Origin of the sequence: Paenibacillus durus (assembly GCF_000756615.1) — a bacterium.
In the GTDB taxonomy this organism is placed as follows: Bacteria; Bacillota; Bacilli; order Paenibacillales; family Paenibacillaceae; genus Paenibacillus_AQ; species Paenibacillus_AQ durus.
The window spans coordinates 5,684,815-5,702,634 of record NZ_CP009288.1 but is presented as its reverse complement, the minus strand read 5'-3'; the positions used below and the strand labels follow the sequence as shown (position 1 = coordinate 5,702,634).

The following is a 17,820-nucleotide window of genomic DNA, read 5'->3' as shown; positions in this document are numbered from 1 at the left end:
TAACTTCTGTTATAGTGTAAACCTGACCTAAGTGGCTATCCTTTTTTTGTAAGAATAAGGGAGAAGGAAAAATGAAGAGACCTGCGGGCAGAGGGTTAACACTAACCCCATCTGCTCGCGTATTATGTTGCATCAAACTTGTGCCGCAGCCGATTTCTCTGGAGTCCAAAGGACGAGCCGCAGCTGAACCGTTGCTAAGCGGCTGTCATGAAGTTTGTTTTCATGGTAGCCCTTTTTTATTAATTTATGATAAGGGATGATAAATGATGAATAAGCTTCAATCCGCGTTTAAGCAGAGCGCTTACCTGCGTGAACTGGCTCCCTTTTCAACCGAGATGGAGAATGTCGACGAGGGTACGGTTAATTACAATATTTCCGAGAAAGCGCTATACAATAAGCTGAGTTCGCTTCGTCTGACTAAGCAAAACTATGAACATATAATCCGGAATTACCCGCAACTGATAGAGAATCATTTGCCGGAATGGGTTCAAGTCTTACGAAAAATTACAGCTTATGATCCAAAAGCTGTCTCGCATATAAAATACGAGCTCCCCCATAAATCCTTTGTTACTTATTTCACCCCATTTATTCTTTATGTCCAGAATGAAATGGAAGATTTCTTCAAATCACTGTCCCGAGAAAATAGTCTGGTGAAAACTAAGATTGATATCCATCAATACATGGAATGCGTTATTTCCATTATCCATAGCGACATTGATAAGCTATCGACCAAGATGCTGATTGCCGAGCTGAATATAGCAAGAATGGAAGGAAGTCTGAAGGGCAGCGACGGTGAAGAACGCTATATTTATTTTGTTGAGCAGTACTTGGGGGATTCCGAGAATTTCGCGGGAATTTTTGAGGTGTACCCTGTACTGGGAAGAGTTCTCTGTGAACGGCTTGTTCAATTGATTGAAATACATAAAACGCTGGTAAAGCATTTCCTGATGGATTACGAAACAATTGAAGAAACATTCGGCTTCCGCTCACCCCGCTTGACCGGGGTCAAAGGAGATTTGGGCGATTCCCATAAGAAGGGGCGCAGTGTGGAAATTATTGAGACGACTGCGGGCAAGCTAGTTTACAAACCGCGCTCGCTCGCGGTTGACTCCCATTTTACTGAGATCGTGGCTTGGGTGAATGCGAGCGGCGTGAAGCATTCTTTGCGTGCTGCCAAAGTACTAGACCGTGAGCAATACGGCTGGCAGGAATTTATTCAATATGACGATTGTATCGACGAAGCGCAGATCCAGCGTTTCTTTTACAGACAGGGAATGAATGTGGCTCTTCTTTATGCTTTCCGTTCCGTCGATTTTCATAATGAGAATTTGATTGCAGCGGGTGAGTATCCGATCCTGATCGATTTAGAGACTTTGTTCGATAATCAAATTGATTTGTTCCAAAACCAGAACCAGCTTCATATCACTGCGCTGGAGCTGAAGAATTCCGTGCTGTCTTCGATGATGCTGCCGGTCAAATTCAATCACGATCAGGCCTTGGACTACGATTTGAGTGGTATTGCGGGCAGAGGAGGACAAAAGTCCAAAAGGAACAAAGGTTATACCATCAGCAACTTTGGCACGGATGCGATGGCCTTTGTCGAGACGGAGCTGGTGACAAAAAATAAGCTGAATGTTCCTGCTATCAACGGACAGGATATTCAGATTTTTGACTATAAAGAGTATTTGCTGGAAGGCTTCCGCGACACGTACCGCTCAATCGAATCCCATAAATTTGAATTCGAGTCCCTGTTGAACATGTTCAGCAAGGATGAAGTCCGGCATGTCTTCCGACCTACACATGTGTATGGAAAATTCCTAGAGGCGAGCACCCATCCAAAGTATTTGCAAAGGGGGATTGACCGGGAAGGCTTGTTTGATTATATGTGGTCCATTACGGAATGGTCCGAACTCGCCAATGTGTTTGTCCGTTCCGAAATCAATGATTTGGTCGTCCATGACATTCCTTATTTCACTTTCCTTGTGGGTGGCAAACATCTGTATAACTCAGCGGGCAAAGAATACAGGGACTTCTATAAAGAAAGTAGCCTGGCATTGACCAAATCGCGTATCCGCTCCTTCTCGGAAGCAGATCGTCTGAAGCAAGAGCGGTATATCTCGCTGTCGCTGGCTACGCTGATCGACAACGTCTGGAACGGCATTTCAGAACAACCGGCAGAACTGCCCACGCCGGTTCATCTAAGGGATGAAATTGTAACAATTGCTGACGGGATGTTAGCCAAGGCCTTATATGATAAGAAGGGTAGAAGCCCCTTTTGGATCAGTACCAGTGTCGGAAATGAAGACGACATATTCCTGTCACCGCTCCCACCGGGCGTGTATGACGGCATCGGAGGAATAGCGATCTTTTATGCTCAACTGGGTGTTTTCTTAAAGTCGGCGGAATATGAGAGAACCGCAAAATCGATCTTGAACGTGCTTATGGGTGAAGAAAAGTTTTGGTTGGCTAATATGGACTCGACCTCGGCATTTTTTGGGATTGGGGCGTTTGTTTACGTGTATTCTTACTTGGGCTGCTTGTGGAATGATTCGTCCTTGCTTCATAGGGCCGTTGGTCTGCTCCCCGCAATTGAAAAGCTTCTCCCGCTCGAAGAAGAGATAGATATTATCAGGGGCCATGCCGGTTTATTAAAGGTATTGGCTAACCTTTACCGTGCATATCCGGCCGATGAAGTCATTCGGGTGCTTCAGATCCTATCAGAACGATATTTGCAGCAAATTAGAAATACTGTAATTCATTCGGACAGCGGGCGGTCCGCCGGATTTGCCCATGGCATCAGTGGGATTGCCTTTTCCTTGGCCCATGTCTATTGTGTGCTTCCGTCAAGCGATATTCAGCGTACGATCATGAAACTGGTGGAGATAGAAAATCGCTTTTATGTGGGATCGGAGCGGAAATGGTTAGACTTGCGGGAGAACAAACATGCGCTAGCCGCTAATTATTGGTGTCACGGTTCATACGGTATTCTGTTGGCTCGAGCCCATATCCATGCTCTGCTGCCCAGCTTCCCAGCCGAGCTTCTGATGATTGACCGTTTGCTGAACGACCTTTCCGAAACGGAGGGAGCCACTGGGCATTCGATGTGTCATGGAGAACTGGGGAACCGCAATGTTCTCCTGGATGTACACCGTTTGTTGCAAGGAGCGAAGCTGGCCGGTGAAGCTGAGTGGATGCAGCTTAACAAAACACCGGACAGACCATGGAGAACCGGGATGCATCCTGATATCGAGTCGCTTGGTCTGTTTACTGGAATTAGCGGAATTGCTTTTGGTATGCTGCGGCTCCTTGACCCTGAGATTCCATCTATTCTGGCGCTGGATATCCCGCTGAATGAGGTAGATGTATGTTCATAAATAGAACGCCGTTTGTGGAACAAATGCAGCAGACGGAGTGTGGCATATGCTGTATTTCGATGGTTGCCGGGAAATACAATGCCCACAAGACCCTAAGGGAACTGCGGAACATGGCGGGCATAGGCCGTGACGGTGTCACACTGTACACGATGCGAAATACGGCCGTCCGGTTAGGCTTCAAGGCCAAAGTATTCCGGGCGGAATTGCATCAGTTGTCGCAGCTTCGGCTGCCGGTGATTGCCCATTGGAACGAGAATCATTATGTAGTCATCGATAAAATAAACAAAAACAGCATAAAAATTATCGATCCGGCTGTGGGCAGACAAACGATTTCCTATGAGGAATTTCAGAAAAGCTATAATTTCATTGTTTTGGAAATGACCCCGACGGAACAAGTCGTTCCGCAAAAAAGAGTATCGGTTTGGGGCAAGTTTCTGAAGTATCTTATGGAAATTCCTAAAAAAGTGACTATTGTCATTATAATAGCAATTATCTACCAGTTAGGAACACTTGGGATGCCCATCTTGGTCCAATATCTCATTGATAACATTATTACGGCCAATAAATTTCAATTACTGTCCATCTTTATGGTGAGCGTTATCTTTTTGACGATCGTTCAAGGTTTTGTTCAATTTTTCCGAGGCAAATTCATCATTGTACTGAACAATACGTTGGATAAAAGGATGATGCAGCATTTCTTTTCTCATATCTTGAAACTCCCTTACCAGTTCTTTCAATTAAGGTCGTTTGGGGATCTGTTATTCAGGGCGAGTAGCCTCCGGATTATCAGAGAGATGCTCTCTTCTAAGCTTGTACTTGGATTGCTTGATTTCAGTGCGATTACATTTATTACAATTTACATGCTTAATAAATCCTTAGTCTTAACTAGTCTGGTGGTCGGGCTGTCGCTGTTGAATGTTCTGATGCTGATCCTTACCAAACGCAGGTTAAAAGAGGTAAATCAAGACGAAATTCTGAAAACCTCCCAACTTCAGAGCTATCAAACCGAGTTTTTGTACGGTATCTTCGGAATTAAAACGGCAGGCATAGAGAAGGAAACTTACCACCGCTGGGCCTCCTTTCTCGATCAACTGATTCAGGCTTACAAAAACAAGGAAGGGTTCATGAATATGATCGCTTCCCTTTCCGGAACACTCCAAATGATGTCGCCGCTTCTGGTACTGTGGATCGGGGCCATGCTGGTATTTAACAACCAGCTTTCGCTGGGGGAACTGATCGCGTTCTACTCGCTTTCGAATAACTTCTTCAGTATGAGCGGTTCCATCGTCCAAACGATCAACTCGTTTATGTTGACAGGCGCTTATCTTGAGCGGGTCCAGGATGTACTGGACGAGCCGTTGGAGCATACGGACGATGACAAGGAGAGCATTACTGAGTTCAAAGGCAACATCCGCCTAGACAATGTGTCATTCCGATACAGCGAGCACAGCGATTGGGTGGTCAAGGACATTAGCCTTGATATTGTATCCGGCCAGAAAATAGCAATTGTCGGGCAGTCCGGTGCAGGCAAAAGCACCTTGGCCAAGCTAATTCTAGGCCTGTATATGCCGTCGAATGGTAAGGTTTATTTTGACGGCAAGGATATCCGCGAATTGAATCTGAGCGCCTTGCGTAAGCAAATTGGCGTTGTTCCACAGGATGTCTCTCTGTTCAACCGAAGCATTAAAGATAATATCTCTTTGTATAAGGAAGATGTCAGTCTGGAGGAAATTCAAAGCGTCACAAAGATGGCTGAAATCTATGAGGATATTGTCAGAATGCCGATGGGATTTAACACCATGGTATCGGAACTAGGAATGAACATCTCCGGTGGACAAAGACAGCGAATCGCTCTCGCCAGGGCGCTGCTAAACAAGCCGTCTGTCATTCTGCTGGATGAAGCAACCAGTTCCCTGGATCATCAGAATGAAAAGCGCATTGATCATTTTTTAAGACGGCTAAAATGTACCCGGGTGGTGATTGCCCATAAGCTCACGACCATTATGGACTCGGATCTCATCATCGTAATGGAGAATGGAGAAATTACGGCCCTGGGAACGCATCATGACCTACTGAAGAAAAGTGAGTTCTATGCGGAATTTTACGCTAAATTTCAAGAGCATGCGTATTCACCCGTTTGAAGAAAGGGGAAGTGTAATTTGAAAAAGAAAAAACCGCTGGCGTCCCTGTTGCTGCTCATGGTGTGCGCGCTCCTTGCAGCCACGCCTTTCAGAACGGTCAGCGCTGTGGATGTGGGAAACAGTCAGTCGGAGACGATATTTGTTCTGCTGGACAGACCGCACCAAATGAAAACGATCGATTCTCTTCTAAGTAAAAGTCAGCTTACGGCAGATAAAATTCAGGAAATTGGCTTCCTAAAGTTGCAAGGAACTTCTGAGGAATTGGATAGGTGGCTGAAGAAATCCGCAAGCGAGGTGGATTTTTCCTGGTATAAGGACCCCGGAGAATCCGCAGAAGCCAAAATGCTTCAAAACAGAAACTACTGGGATTTGCATGGAATGGAAGAACTGAATGCGTATTTATGGTATGCGGAAGCACAAACTAATCATTATACGACATATGATATTCAGGAAGGCAATCCTAAGGTCAAGATAGCTTTGCTGGACAGTGGTGTGGATTTAGCGAATGAGCATTTTGGACAGACAATTCTTACAGTGGACAGCTGGAATTATGTTGACGGCAACAATAGTGTTCAGGATGAGAATGGCCATGGTACTCAGGTAGCAGGCGTTTTGAGTCTGCTGGCTCCGAAGATCAGCATTGTCCCTTACAAAATCATGAATAATGGTGGCGGGAACAGCTTCGCACTTCTAAGCGCCATCGTTCGGGCAGCCAATGACGGGAACCAGGTGATCAATATCAGTGCTGGCAGTTATATCCGATTGGATGATGCAGGGCGTATTCTGCGGGAAGCTTACCAACGGGCGGTCGATTATGCAGATAAAATGAATGCCATTATTGTGGCGTCTGCTGGAAACCGTGGGACCGGTGATAAATCCAATGCTGCGTCAAATGAAATTCATGCCCCCAGTATGCTGGAGCATGTCATCAGTGTCGGTGCGGTAATGAAGAGCAATCGGCTGGCTCCTTATTCCAACTATGGCCCATATATTGATTTTGTCGCTTACGGCGGGTATTTTGGCGACGACTTCGATACGACCGGAAATGTGAACGTGACGGATCTGATGTTGACGGCATTTCCCAAGTCGTTACCGAACACTGCATTGGATATTATGCTGAATATTCCGCAAGGCTACTCCCTTTCCTTCGGAACGAGTCTGGCTGCGCCGCAAGTATCAGCAACGGCAGCTCTGCTGATTTCGAACTATTACGACAGGCATCATCATTATCCGCAAGCCGATAATATTTTCCGCCTTCTGAAGCAAAGTGCTGTCGATCTTGGCGATCCAGGTAGGGATGACAAATTTGGCTACGGTGAGGTTATTGTGGACCAGGCTCTTAAACTGAAGAACTGACAAGGAGGAATGAATCATGTATAAATATGAATTTGTATCCATTTCCGTAGGAACGCTGAGTGGCAAGTTGAAGGAAGATTACCGGCAGGTGATCGAGCAGCATTCAGCAAGGGGATGGAAGTTGCACAGCATTGTCCCGATGCCAGTGCTGGCGGGGGGCCAGGTGTCAACGTTGGAGCTAATCTTCGAACGTTTTGAACAATAATAGTGAAGGAAAAGACTGGCCTGAACTGCTCCCCGTCAAGTAGACAGCATAAAAAATAAAAGCGTTTAGGCGGCCTTGGTCCTGAATTCCATGGGAATAAGGCCGTTTAATTTGGCTTGCAACCGTTCGTTATTGTAAAAATGGATATAGTCCTCCATATCGTGCTGAAGTTCCTCAAAGGTCGAGTAAGAATGCAAGTAATACCGCTCACACTTGAGGGTTCCCCAAAAGGACTTCATGGGACCGTTATCGATACATCGACCCACTCGGGACATGCTCTGCGTCAGTTTTGCACCAAATCGCTTCTTAAACTTCAAAGAGGTGTACTGAAAACCCCGATCGCTATGAAGCATAGGCTTACTTCCCTGTGCCGTCCGCAAGGCGGTTCGTACCGTTTCAAAGACAAGCGCGTTGTTGTTGGAACGCCCCCAGTACATAAGAGATAATCGTGTTGTCATAAAGATCCAGGATGGCACTTAAATAGGCCTTCTCGCCATTTCCATATTTGAGTTCCGTGACATCGGTTACCTATTTTTTATTGGGAGCCGACGCATGGAACTTACGGTTCAGCAGATTCTCTGCCACCTGCTGCGGGGTGGATCGGGCATAGGCTTTTCGCGCTCTGCGGATCACCGACTGAATGCCTCGAATCTTCATCAGCGGCGGATTCGCTTGGGATTCAACGCTTGTTCCGTCTGCCGGCGCAGATGCAGGGTTAGTCGGCGGTATCCGTAGATTCCCCCAACCTGCTCGTACAGCGAAATCAGGGCATCGGTAAGCTTCCGGTTTTCCCGTTCACGGGCACTGGGGCGATGCGCCCGCCATTTGTAGTAGCTGGATCGTGAAATCCCTGCAAGATCACATAACAGCTGGACCGGGAAGGCTTCTTGCTCATGAACCGCCTGAATGGCCAGATAAATCCGTTCCTGACGATGTGCGCTTAGCGTCGGCCTGCTTTCGAGTTCCTGCAACTTTTTGAAGAACGCATTCTCGGCCCGAAGCCGCTCATTCTCATATTCCAGCTTCTTCATTGCGAGCTTGTGGTGTTCCGTTTCGGTGGTCTCTTCGGGTTCCTTTTTTCGCCCCCCCGGCCATCCCGGAGCGCATCCTCGCCACCCCTCTCGTACTTCTTGACCCATTGGTACACCTGCTGGTACGAAACCTGAAAATGGTCCGCTGTCTTCTGATAGTCGTGTTGCTGTGCAAGGCAATAGAGCACGATGTCTATCCGCTCCTGCCACGTTGTCGTCCGCCCCTTGGTCATAGCCTTTGTTCCACCTGAATAGATTTTTATGCTGCTATGATCATTATACGTCTTCACCCAATTGCGAAGTTGGGTTCGGCTGACGATTTGGTATTTATCGATAATTTGGGATTGGGACAAACTCCCCGAAAGATAATCCAGTACCGCTTGAAGCTTGAACTCTGCGGAATACCTTCGATTACGGGTCCGAGTCTCCAGCCCGGCATAGCCATACACCTCATATCGCGGCTGCCACTCTGCCAAGGTTGTTCTCCCGATGCCATAGATCTTCGCGGCTGCCCTGATACTTATCTGCCCACTTTCCATTGCTTGTAGGATCATGAGTTTCTGCGCAACTTGATATGGTGGTTTTTGCATGAAAAATGCTCCCCTCACAGTAACAAGTTTTTATTATTTCACCTGTCTACTGTATGGGGAGCATATCAAATTCATCCTTGGCCGGCCGGTTTCATTTTGGCCTACCGCATGTTTCCTCAGCAAATTATGGGCGAGCGAAAGCCGCTCTGGCCCCCTGGCTCACCCCGATCCCTCGGTTTCCTTTCGCTCCGGTATATCCATAGCTTCACTTCATATCCACTACACGTTTTACTCCGGATTTTCCGCACAAAAACCCAGTTTTCGACTAATCCCGCGCACCCATGGATATCTCCATTAGAAGAAATATACAAGAATTTGGTGAAATTTGTCGATCCAGATATTGTATTTGAGCTGGCGTATTCCGATATATCAAATATATGAGGGAAGAGTTGGAATGAAAAACAGTAAGAGGAAGGGGATTGAATGAGAATGAGCGTAAAATTTATAAGTAAAAAAGTAAAAGGTGTACTATACGCAGTCCTTGTTGGATTATTATTTACTTTTGGATTTGTTGGATCGAAAGAAGCCTTTGCGGATAGTGAATTAAATCGTCCGGAGTATCACATTACTCCTCAAGCAGAGTGGATGAACGACGTCCAAAGACCTTTATACATCAACGGTCAACACCATCTGTACTATCTTTATAACGACGACTTTTCATGGGGTGGAAATGGTACGGAGTGGGCTCATGCGGTGTCTACGGATTTAGTTCACTGGGAGAGAAAACCAGTCGCTATAGAAAAATATAAAACTCCGTATGGAGACCCTTGGACGGGCAGTACGGTTATCGATGAAAATAACACAGCAGGGTTTGGTAACAATGCTGTAATTGCGTTAGTAACGATGCCATTTGAAGGACAATCTACTCACCTTTGGTATAGTACAGATGGCGGAAATTCCTTTAAACATTATAATATCGTCCAGCATAACCCAACAGGAAGTGCCGATTTTAGAGATCCCAAAATCATTTGGCATGAACCAACAAAAAAGTGGGTCATGCTATTAGCAGAAAGAGATAAAGTAGGGATTTATACATCTTCTAACTTAAAAGACTGGGAGTATGCTTCTTCTTTTGTCAGACAGGATATTGGAATTGTTGAATGTCCTGATCTTTTTCAATTGAACGTAGATGATAATAGCGACACTAAAAAATGGGTCTTGATGGTAGGGGGAAATGGGTTTAATTATGGTGTTACCACAGGTTCCAGTTACTTTGTAGGGGACTTTGATGGAAGGGAGTTTCACGCTGAAACTCCTGTCAAATGGCTGGAACGGGGCGCAGACTCCTATACAGGGGTTACTTGGGATGCTCCGTATACAAATGGGAACTACAGGTACTTTATTTCGTGGATGAATAATTGGAATTACGCTCGCAAGCTCCCGTGGGATACGTTTAATGGAAATACGAGTATCGTAAGAGAAATGCGGCTAAAAACAACAACAGAAGGATTAAAGCTGGTGCAAAAACCAGTATGGAATCTTCTGGATAGTTTTCCCACAATATTGGATATAAAAGAGGAAGATATATACACGGGTCAAGAGAATATTTTTAAAGATTTTCATGGACTTTCTTATTCAATTGAGGCCCAAATAGATGTCGGAGATTTAACGGAAGGAAAGTTTGGGTTTTCTGTTAGAGATGGGGATGGGCAGCATGCAGATTTGACATATGATAAATCAATAAATGAATTTGTGTTTAATAGGGAAAATTCAAGGATAAAGATTGATGTTGAGGAGTTCAAGAGACCACAAAGAGTGATCGTAAAGCCGAAAGACGGGAAAATTAAGTTGGATATATTAGTAGACAGGGGTGCCGTCGAAGTATTTATCAATGACGGGGAATACGTGCTGAGTAATTTAGTATTAAATGATTTGTCTTCAGATGGATTGAGACTATGGGCAGATGGACATGTACATTTAGAGTACCTAAAACTAAGGACTTCTAATAAATTTACGATACTTTAAACAAAAAGACCCGCACAGCACGCGGACTTCGGCTGCCGTATCCGTCCATGGCTATTTCCTCAAAGTTAGGGGAAAATAGTGGCGTACAGTCTTCTATGGGCGTTTGCAAGCCGCGCGTCTATGGGTAATGTACAACAGAATGCCCAAAAGGAGACGCAGGTTCGATGAACTATGAAATTATGCATACGAATACGTTCAAGTATGAAACGCAGGTCGATCAAAGCCTGAATACGATCCGGCTTAAACCTTTGACGGACGAAGTACAGCGGTTGCTAATGTACCGGGCGGAGATTACGCCGGCTTCCCTGACCAAAGAATACACCGATTTGTGGGGCAATCAGGTGGAGACTTTTTTTATACCCGAGAAGCATAATCTGCTGGAAGTGAAGACCACGTCGGTCGTGAGCATTCAGCGAGGTTCCTTTATTCATGAAATCCGGTATTTGAAACGGATGCAGGATATTTTTCATTCTCAGCAATTCCGGCAGCATTATCTGTCCTATCTGAACGAGACCGACTATACTCTTCTGCACCCGGAGCAGTTGTCAGAAGTGAAGCGCGGGCTGGGCGAGATGGACAATCCCGTTCAGTACGCTTTACGGGTCATGAGGTATGTATACGAAACGTTCACCTATTGCGGAGAGGTGACAAGCGTGGATACGCTGGCCCGGCAGGCTTTTGAGCTGAAAAAAGGGGTGTGTCAGGATCTGGCCCATGTCATGATCGGCATCCTGCGCGCGTGCCGCATCCCGGCCCGGTATGTAAGCGGGTATTTGTACGTCGGCGAAGATTCCGCCCTTAAGGGCGATGCGGCTACTCATGCCTGGGTCGAGGTGATGGTACCTGGCATCGGCTGGGTCGGCCTTGACCCGACCAACAATGTGGAGGCGCTGGACAATCACATTCGTGTTGGAACAGGGCGCGATTATGCCGATGTCAGCCCGCTGCAGGGCGTGTACCGCGGGGGCAGCAGCACGCTTGAAGTCGGCGTGTCCGTGACGCTGCTGGAGTAACCCGGGGACTAAAGGCCGGAGCAGCCGGAAGGGCAGAGTGCGGATTTCAGCGCGGTATATGTCTAAAGTTGTAGACTGAGAAAATAAAGTGTTAAGCCGGGTTAATTAGAGTATCGTAAATAGAGGATAGTTAGTTCATTATATGAGCTAATATCCTCTATTTTTTGTTTTAATAGATAGACAAACTATAGCTTTTAAAGAAATAGGAGTTAAGGATCTGGCGGACTTTGTAGGTTGGTTGCGTAATCCATTTGAAAGTGGAAAAGTTACTCCATTACAAGAGGTTGAAGCGAAAGAACAGAAAAATCAGTGAATCTCATAATTACGCTGGTAACAAACTTATATGATTACTTTTACCGTAATCAAGAGATCCAACACGATATGGTAGATAAACTGATAAGACAGGTATATAGAGGAGGACATAGTCCATATAAGGGATTCCTACACCATGTAAATGAGGGAAAACGACGAATAAGAATATTAATTAAAAGGAAAAAAATGGTTCTCGATGTGCGTTTAATCGCGCAGCGTTGCATGTTAAAATAGTTTTATTTATGAAAGAAGAGGAAAAAATGAATAAAGAGACATCCGAAAAAAAGTTATTCTATTTGGATGGCATTAGGGGACTCGCGGCATTTGCCGTGGTTATTTCGCACTACATACAAGTATTTTATCCAGCTGCGTTAAATGGAAGACCGCAACAAGCTCATTTTGAATGGGATATCTGGTACGGACATTCTCCAATTAATTTATTTTATAATGGACAATTTGCCGTTTGTTTGTTTTTTGTGCTAAGTGGTTATGTGCTCAGTGTCAAAATGTTTGAAAAAGAGCTCGATAGTGAGACCTTTCAAAAATTGTTGCATTCCAGCGCCCTACGAAGGTACATTCGGCTTGCCGTGCCGGCAGCGGTATCCGTATTGCTTGTGTATCTAGCAATTATTACGAATGCCTTTCATCTCCAAGAAATATGGGGAACAACTTGGACGGATATGAAAAAGAACTACTACGCTTTAGATACTAATGTATATACCGTTATCAAGGCTGCTATTTTTGATCCGTTTTTCCGTTTTAAAGCACATCCTTACAATCCAGTCCTTTGGACAATGAGCTATGAGCTATTAGGTTCTTTTTTAATTTTCGGTCTTCTTGCTTTATTTGGACGAGTGAAAAAAAGATGGATTGTGTATGTGGTCTTATCTATTTCTTTTATTCAAACCTATTTTGTCGCTTTTTTGTGGGGAATGCTGCTCGCCGATTTACTCAAGCACAAATGGGTCCAAAGTAAAATAACGGCAGTACTTGTGCTTTTAATGGGGATTTACTTAGGTTCGGCGCCTTATACTCCATTAATGGGGACTATGTACGAACCCATAGAAGTGTGGACAAAAAATATCAATGAATGGATTCAATTTGACATCGAACCACGACTTCTTGCACGAACCCTAGGTTCTGTTATGATTTTGTTTGCTCTGCTTCGTTTAAAAGTGCTGCAGCATGTGTTTGGATGGAAACCGTTTGCTTATTTAGGACAAATTTCATTTTCTCTTTACCTCATTCATTTCACTTTCCTAAATACGTTCTCCGCGTTCCTGTTTAGTAAAGTGATTCATCATTTTAGATATAATCTTGCCTATGCAATTACGTTTCTGGTTTCCATGGTGCCCTTATTTATTTTGTCGCATTACTATATGAAATATATTGATCAAGGTGCTTTAAAACTAGCTCGAAAAGTTGAAAAAAAGATGACCGCATAACCCCAAAAAAGCGCAGATTTCCTACTTTTGTATGGAAACTGATTATAATTAAAAAATCCCCTTGTTCAGCTAACGGAGAACGATAGTTAAACATAAAGGGTTCCACATATTAGTCATGTACAATATGTAGAACTCTTTATTTTATCTGATTTTCTTATATTTAGCTCTTGATAAACTGAGAAAATAAAGTAATAGACTGGCGAGGGTATTAAACTACCATGAAAGAACGGATTAATTTTCATACTCTGTGGTGCAGCGCGCTCTCTGGCGCTGCATGTATGGCTAACGGGCAGGATAATTCAATAAACAGATCAAATAAGGGTATAATTTGAAGTTATACCTTTATGACAATCTGATCAACTCCTTTTCCTTAAACCTAATAAATATGATACAGACGGCTTTCTTTTGGCGGCAAAACTTGCGGGTACTTTAGACAATCACGAATCGTAACCGATTCTTTCACCGTTAATGGATGTCCTCTAGGAACAACAATTTGAAACTCTTCTTCAAAATCAATTTCCCCTGATTCAAGCATGCAAATCAGCACGGCTTTGCAATCGGCTCTCAAACACCTCGCAGATGCGTATGAACAATTTTTCAGAAAATTAAACAATGCTCCCTGTTTTAAAAGCAAGAAGAATCCGGTACAATCCTACACTACACAAATCCAAGGGAAAAGCCAATGTCCGGAAGTGAGTATTGTAGACAGTCGCATCAAGCTCCCTAAACTGGGGTGGGTGAAGTTTGCCAAAAGCCGTGAAGTGATGGGGCGCATCATCCATGCGACCATTCGTCGCAATCCTTCGGGAAAATACTTTGTATCCGTGCTTGCGGAAACGGAAGTGGATGCGCTGCCCAGGGCCCATTCCGAGGTCGGCATCGATGTCGGACTCAAGGATTTTGCGGTTTTGTCAAATGGTGAAGTATTTGACAATCCCAAATTCTTTCGCACCTTGGAGAATAAACTAGTCAAAGCCCAGCGCAAGCTCTCACGCCGGATGAAGGGCGGCTCGAACTGGAACAAACAGCGGATCAAAGTAGCTCGGATACATGAAGACATCAGCAATGCAAGGAAAGATTACCTGGATAAAATCTCCACGCATATTGTCAAAAACCACGACATGATTGCAATCGAAGACCTACCCGTCCGGAGTATGCTAAAAAATAGGAAGTTGTCCAAAGCGATTAGCGAAGCCTCCTGGTCCCTGTTTCACAAGATGCTGGAATATAAATGTGCATGGTATGGGAGGGTGCTGGTCTCCGTAGGCCGTACCTTTGCCTCTTCCCAATTATGTTCTTGCTGTGGGTACCGGAACCCAGAGGTCAAGAATTTGAACGTGCGTGAATGACATGCCCGGGGTGTGGAACTCGCCATGACCGGGACTTAAATGCCAGCCTTAACATCATGGCCGAAGGCCAAAGACTGCTACAAGTGTAGATCTTACATAACTGCCGGAACGGCAGGGTTCGCTTGGTAAACTTCTCTTCGGTAGTAGGAGTATTGCCTTTGTATGATAGGGACAAAGAAAGCTATTGGATGCTGCCAGGATATATGAAAGGGATTGAAGCTGCTGGTGGAATTCCGTTCATATTGCCGTTAACCTCGGATATAGAGATCATTACAAAAATAGCAAATATGTTTGATGGGTTTCTCTTTACAGGTGGACATGACGTTAATCCCGAAATTTACGGTGAGAACGTAGAAGATGTTTGCGGGGAATTGTGTAATGAGCGGGATGATATGGAGACAGCTTTATTTAAACAAGTTGTAGATTTGGATAAACCAGCATTTGGGATCTGCCGTGGGATACAGTTGTTTAACGCTTTGCTGGGCGGAACTCTATATCAAGATCTTCCGACCCAATTCAAGTCTGGAAATAAAATTGAACATAAACAAGCACCCCCATATTCTGTACCAGTTCACAATGTTTACATAGAAAAAGGTAATCCGCTTTACCGAATTATTGAAACGGAAAACTTTAAAGTCAATAGCTACCATCATCAAGGGATTAAGGAGCTGTCAGATCAACTAATTTCCGTTGCGAAAGCTGAAGATGGACTAATAGAAGCTGTTATTATGCCGCAAAAAAATTTATCTTAGCTGTTCAGTGGCATCCGGAATTCAACTACAAATTGGATGATTATAACTTTAGATTATTTGAGGAATTTGTAAAATCATGTGAGAAGTAAGGAGTTCAAGCTATAAAATACTTTTTTGCTAGCTAAACTTGTTTCCGCTAACGGAGAACGATAGTTCAATGAAACCGCGAAAGTCTAGGACTTTTTCTCGTCCTTGACAGTCGCTGTTTCATTTTCAAGGGACAGTCTAATACTTATTTCTGCTGACAACATACTCTTTCGGATAAAGTCATGCCGAGCGGGGCCTTGGCTTCGGTCACCCGCTATGCTGCGCGGCAGCGTACGGAGGATCGGCTTAGGCGCGGGCTCCTGCTCGCGTTAACGTCCCGCCTCGTATTCCGTCCGCAGAATCGACAGGATGTGAAGCGAATCGAACCTGTCGCCGGCCTTCACGCATTCCCGCAAGGTACCTTCCGGAGTGAAGCCCGCCCCCTCGTAAATATGGTGCGCTTTGGCGTTATGCGTCTTGACGTCCAGCCACAGGCGGTGTGCGGATGTGCTGCGGAACAGCCATTCCTTGAGCAGCCGGAGCGTCTCTTTGCCGTAGCCGCTTCCTTTTTTCACCACAACTATACGTTTGATGCATATCGACAGATTGGGATCGGTAAGACCCGTTACGATCACGTATCCCGCTTGCTCCCCCGCCGCATCTTCGATAATGATGTGCAAAATATCGGGGTCCCGCAGTGCGTCCCGGTGTTCTTGCTCGTTCCATTGGCCTACATAAAGGCTGTTGTGCCGATCCCGCTCGGCCTCAATCACGAATGCCAAGTCGTCCTCTTTCGTCCTCCGCAGACATATTTTTCCTGATTCGATCAAATTCCGCCCTCTCCTTCCATAAATTTTCATAATTATATATTAAAGAAGAAGTTTTGTCCCCCTGACATCTGTTAGAATACGGGAGTACACTGTTTTCTGTAAATATTCATCAGGCTTGCACAGGCCGGTCAAGGCTTTGGTCGGGAGCAGCCCGACGTGATATAATTAAGAATCACAAAACTTCTTATAGAATGAGGAAAATACATGGATTCCATAAATCAACCTTCCAGGCCTCCGCAAAAAGCGACGATTGCCGATGTGGCCAAAGCGGCGGGGGTTTCCAAAACGACGATATCCCGCTATTTGAGCGGTGACTATAAATCCATCTCCGAAGCCACCCTGCAAAGAATTAAGCAGAGTGTAAAGGAGCTTCGCTACCGCCCAAGCCGTCTGGCAAGGGGCCTGCGGCAAGACCGCAGCTATTCCATCGGCATGATTTTCGCCGACATCTCCAACCCCTTCTCAACCTCCGTTCTTAAGGGGGCTGAGGACGTGTGCACCAAGCAGGGGTACAGCATGATTGTGTGCAATACGGATAACGATCCCGAGAAGGAAAAAAATTATATCTCGATGTTGCATGCCCAGCGCGTTGACGGGCTGATCATCCACCCGACCTGCCAGAACCTGGAGAATCTGCGGGAACTCTCGGAGGACCAAATTCCGATCGTATTGATCGATCGCAGAATCCCGGGACTTAAAGTCGATACGGTCGGGACCGATAATGACAAGGCCATGACCGAAGCGACGGGGTATTTTCTTGACCAGGGGTTCGAGCGGATCGGCTTCTTCTCGCAGCCGATTCAGCATGTCAGCTCCCGGATTGAGCGGGCTAGAACCTTTGTCCAGATTCTGGCTGCGGCCGGACATCCCAGCGTCGACGATATTTACGAATATGAGCCCCGGATCCAGGGGCAGTTCGACGAACAGCTGGACCGGTTTATCGCCGAGACGCAGGGTCAATACCGCATGATTTTTGCGGTCAACGTAGTGACCCAGCTGAAATTGATCAACGCTCTGCAGAAGCGGGGGCTCCGCATCCCGGAAGATGTCGGCTTTGCCGGAGTTGACGATTCGGAGTGGGCGCCCGTGGTCGGTTCTGGACTTACAACCATTGCGCAGCCGACCTATGAGATCGGCTATAAGGCGATGGAGCGGATTCTGGAGCGGATTGCCGGAGATAACGGCCCGCAGCAGCATTTTGCATTGTCTGCGAATTTGATCACAAGAGGCTCAACTCCTTCACGAAATGCTAAGATCCTGTGAACTGTATTGACTGGGGAGCCTCCCCTCATGTATCTTAATGCCAGTGGAACCGATACCGATAACCGATTCCATTCCTAATCGATTAGCGTAGGTTGTGAAAAGTGTCACGTAGGGTCGCTTTTAAACAAAGCGGCTCATCTTTAGAAGTTCAATGGAACCGATACCGT

General features: G+C 45.5%; 14 protein-coding genes and 1 pseudogene. 10 read left to right on the top strand and 5 right to left on the bottom strand.

Going from position 1 to position 17,820, the window contains the following annotated elements; genetic code table 11:
• Positions 1 to 263: 263 nt before the first annotated feature.
• Genes PDUR_RS25145 through PDUR_RS25130 form a run of 4 tightly spaced genes read left to right on the top strand, consistent with a single transcriptional unit; the run spans position 264 to position 7,076 of the window.
• On the top strand, positions 264 to 3,374 hold the full coding sequence (locus PDUR_RS25145; protein ID WP_081949668.1) for a type 2 lanthipeptide synthetase LanM family protein: 3,111 nt from the start codon (positions 264 to 266) through the stop codon (positions 3,372 to 3,374).
• Positions 3,365 to 5,515, top strand: a complete 2,151-nt coding sequence (locus PDUR_RS25140) for a peptidase domain-containing ABC transporter (RefSeq protein ID WP_036592999.1) — start codon at positions 3,365 to 3,367, stop codon at positions 5,513 to 5,515. Before PDUR_RS25145 ends, PDUR_RS25140 begins: the two co-directional genes overlap by 10 nt.
• 18 nt (positions 5,516 to 5,533) lie before the next feature.
• Positions 5,534 to 6,871: a S8 family peptidase gene (locus tag PDUR_RS25135; RefSeq protein WP_051499770.1), complete on the top strand. Its 1,338-nt coding sequence runs from the start codon at positions 5,534 to 5,536 to the stop codon at positions 6,869 to 6,871.
• Between the two features lie 16 nt (positions 6,872 to 6,887).
• A complete protein-coding gene (locus PDUR_RS25130; RefSeq protein WP_036593000.1) occupies positions 6,888 to 7,076 on the top strand; it encodes a DUF4177 domain-containing protein in 189 nt (62 codons plus the stop codon).
• A 65-nt stretch (positions 7,077 to 7,141) separates the two neighbouring features.
• On the opposite strand, the gene PDUR_RS30370 is transcribed toward PDUR_RS25130, so the two are convergent.
• The 4 genes from PDUR_RS30370 to PDUR_RS25120 all read right to left on the bottom strand — a co-directional run bounded on the left by PDUR_RS30370 (position 7,142) and on the right by PDUR_RS25120 (position 8,697).
• Positions 7,142 to 7,351, bottom strand: a complete 210-nt coding sequence (locus PDUR_RS30370; RefSeq protein WP_367888851.1) for an IS3 family transposase — start codon at positions 7,349 to 7,351, stop codon at positions 7,142 to 7,144.
• Positions 7,352 to 7,604: 253 nt separating this feature from the next.
• The gene (locus PDUR_RS30155) at positions 7,605 to 7,733 is read right to left on the bottom strand and encodes a hypothetical protein (RefSeq protein ID WP_269079197.1); all 129 of its coding nucleotides are present in this window, start codon (positions 7,731 to 7,733) and stop codon (positions 7,605 to 7,607) included.
• On the bottom strand, positions 7,733 to 8,107 hold the full coding sequence (locus PDUR_RS28365) for an IS3 family transposase (protein WP_081949664.1): 375 nt from the start codon (positions 8,105 to 8,107) through the stop codon (positions 7,733 to 7,735). Before PDUR_RS28365 ends, PDUR_RS30155 begins: the two co-directional genes overlap by 1 nt.
• Positions 8,104 to 8,697 (bottom strand): helix-turn-helix domain-containing protein, encoded by a 594-nt coding sequence (locus PDUR_RS25120; RefSeq protein ID WP_081949662.1) that lies wholly within the window; start codon positions 8,695 to 8,697, stop codon positions 8,104 to 8,106. The genes PDUR_RS28365 and PDUR_RS25120 overlap by 4 nt, the downstream gene beginning before the upstream one ends.
• A gap of 429 nt (positions 8,698 to 9,126) precedes the next feature.
• Between PDUR_RS25120 and PDUR_RS25115 the strand changes: the two genes are divergently transcribed.
• The 5 genes and pseudogenes from PDUR_RS25115 (at position 9,127) to PDUR_RS25095 (ending at position 15,533) form a co-directional block, all read left to right on the top strand.
• The gene (locus tag PDUR_RS25115) at positions 9,127 to 10,662 is read left to right on the top strand and encodes a glycoside hydrolase family 32 protein (protein WP_081949968.1); all 1,536 of its coding nucleotides are present in this window, start codon (positions 9,127 to 9,129) and stop codon (positions 10,660 to 10,662) included.
• 164 nt (positions 10,663 to 10,826) lie between these two features.
• Positions 10,827 to 11,675: a transglutaminase family protein gene (locus PDUR_RS25110; protein WP_042208656.1), complete on the top strand. Its 849-nt coding sequence runs from the start codon at positions 10,827 to 10,829 to the stop codon at positions 11,673 to 11,675.
• Between the two features lie 572 nt (positions 11,676 to 12,247).
• Positions 12,248 to 13,432: an acyltransferase family protein gene (locus tag PDUR_RS25105; protein WP_042208655.1), complete on the top strand. Its 1,185-nt coding sequence runs from the start codon at positions 12,248 to 12,250 to the stop codon at positions 13,430 to 13,432.
• A 542-nt stretch (positions 13,433 to 13,974) separates the two neighbouring features.
• Positions 13,975 to 14,870 (top strand): annotated as a pseudogene (tnpB, locus tag PDUR_RS25100) (IS200/IS605 family element RNA-guided endonuclease TnpB); the annotation flags it as partial.
• A gap of 69 nt (positions 14,871 to 14,939) precedes the next feature.
• Positions 14,940 to 15,533, top strand: coding sequence for a gamma-glutamyl-gamma-aminobutyrate hydrolase family protein (locus PDUR_RS25095; RefSeq protein ID WP_233277432.1), 594 nt, complete (start codon positions 14,940 to 14,942; stop codon positions 15,531 to 15,533).
• A gap of 356 nt (positions 15,534 to 15,889) precedes the next feature.
• On the opposite strand, the gene PDUR_RS25090 is transcribed toward PDUR_RS25095, so the two are convergent.
• The gene (locus PDUR_RS25090; protein ID WP_233277431.1) at positions 15,890 to 16,390 is read right to left on the bottom strand and encodes a GNAT family N-acetyltransferase; all 501 of its coding nucleotides are present in this window, start codon (positions 16,388 to 16,390) and stop codon (positions 15,890 to 15,892) included.
• Between the two features lie 204 nt (positions 16,391 to 16,594).
• Between PDUR_RS25090 and PDUR_RS25085 the strand changes: the two genes are divergently transcribed.
• Complete coding sequence (locus tag PDUR_RS25085) at positions 16,595 to 17,653, top strand: LacI family DNA-binding transcriptional regulator (protein WP_042208653.1); 1,059 nt, start codon at positions 16,595 to 16,597, stop codon at positions 17,651 to 17,653.
• Positions 17,654 to 17,820: the final 167 nt, after the last annotated feature.

Bases quoted from the DNA above. Each gene is read 5' to 3' on its own strand.
- PDUR_RS25140 (WP_036592999.1), top strand. From the start codon at position 3,365: ATGTTCATAAATAGAACGCCGTTTGTGGAACAAATGCAGCAGACGGAG.
- PDUR_RS25145 (WP_081949668.1), top strand. From the start codon at position 264: ATGATGAATAAGCTTCAATCCGCGTTTAAGCAGAGCGCTTACCTGCGT.
- PDUR_RS25110 (WP_042208656.1), top strand. From the start codon at position 10,827: ATGAACTATGAAATTATGCATACGAATACGTTCAAGTATGAAACGCAG.
- PDUR_RS25130 (WP_036593000.1), top strand. From the start codon at position 6,888: ATGTATAAATATGAATTTGTATCCATTTCCGTAGGAACGCTGAGTGGC.
- PDUR_RS25085 (WP_042208653.1), top strand. From the start codon at position 16,595: ATGGATTCCATAAATCAACCTTCCAGGCCTCCGCAAAAAGCGACGATT.
- PDUR_RS25105 (WP_042208655.1), top strand. From the start codon at position 12,248: ATGAATAAAGAGACATCCGAAAAAAAGTTATTCTATTTGGATGGCATT.
- PDUR_RS28365 (WP_081949664.1), bottom strand. From the start codon at position 8,107: ATGAAGAAGCTGGAATATGAGAATGAGCGGCTTCGGGCCGAGAATGCG.
- PDUR_RS30155 (WP_269079197.1), bottom strand. From the start codon at position 7,733: ATGAAGATTCGAGGCATTCAGTCGGTGATCCGCAGAGCGCGAAAAGCC.
- PDUR_RS30370 (WP_367888851.1), bottom strand. From the start codon at position 7,351: ATGTCCCGAGTGGGTCGATGTATCGATAACGGTCCCATGAAGTCCTTT.
- PDUR_RS25115 (WP_081949968.1), top strand. From the start codon at position 9,127: ATGAGCGTAAAATTTATAAGTAAAAAAGTAAAAGGTGTACTATACGCA.
- PDUR_RS25120 (WP_081949662.1), bottom strand. From the start codon at position 8,697: ATGCAAAAACCACCATATCAAGTTGCGCAGAAACTCATGATCCTACAA.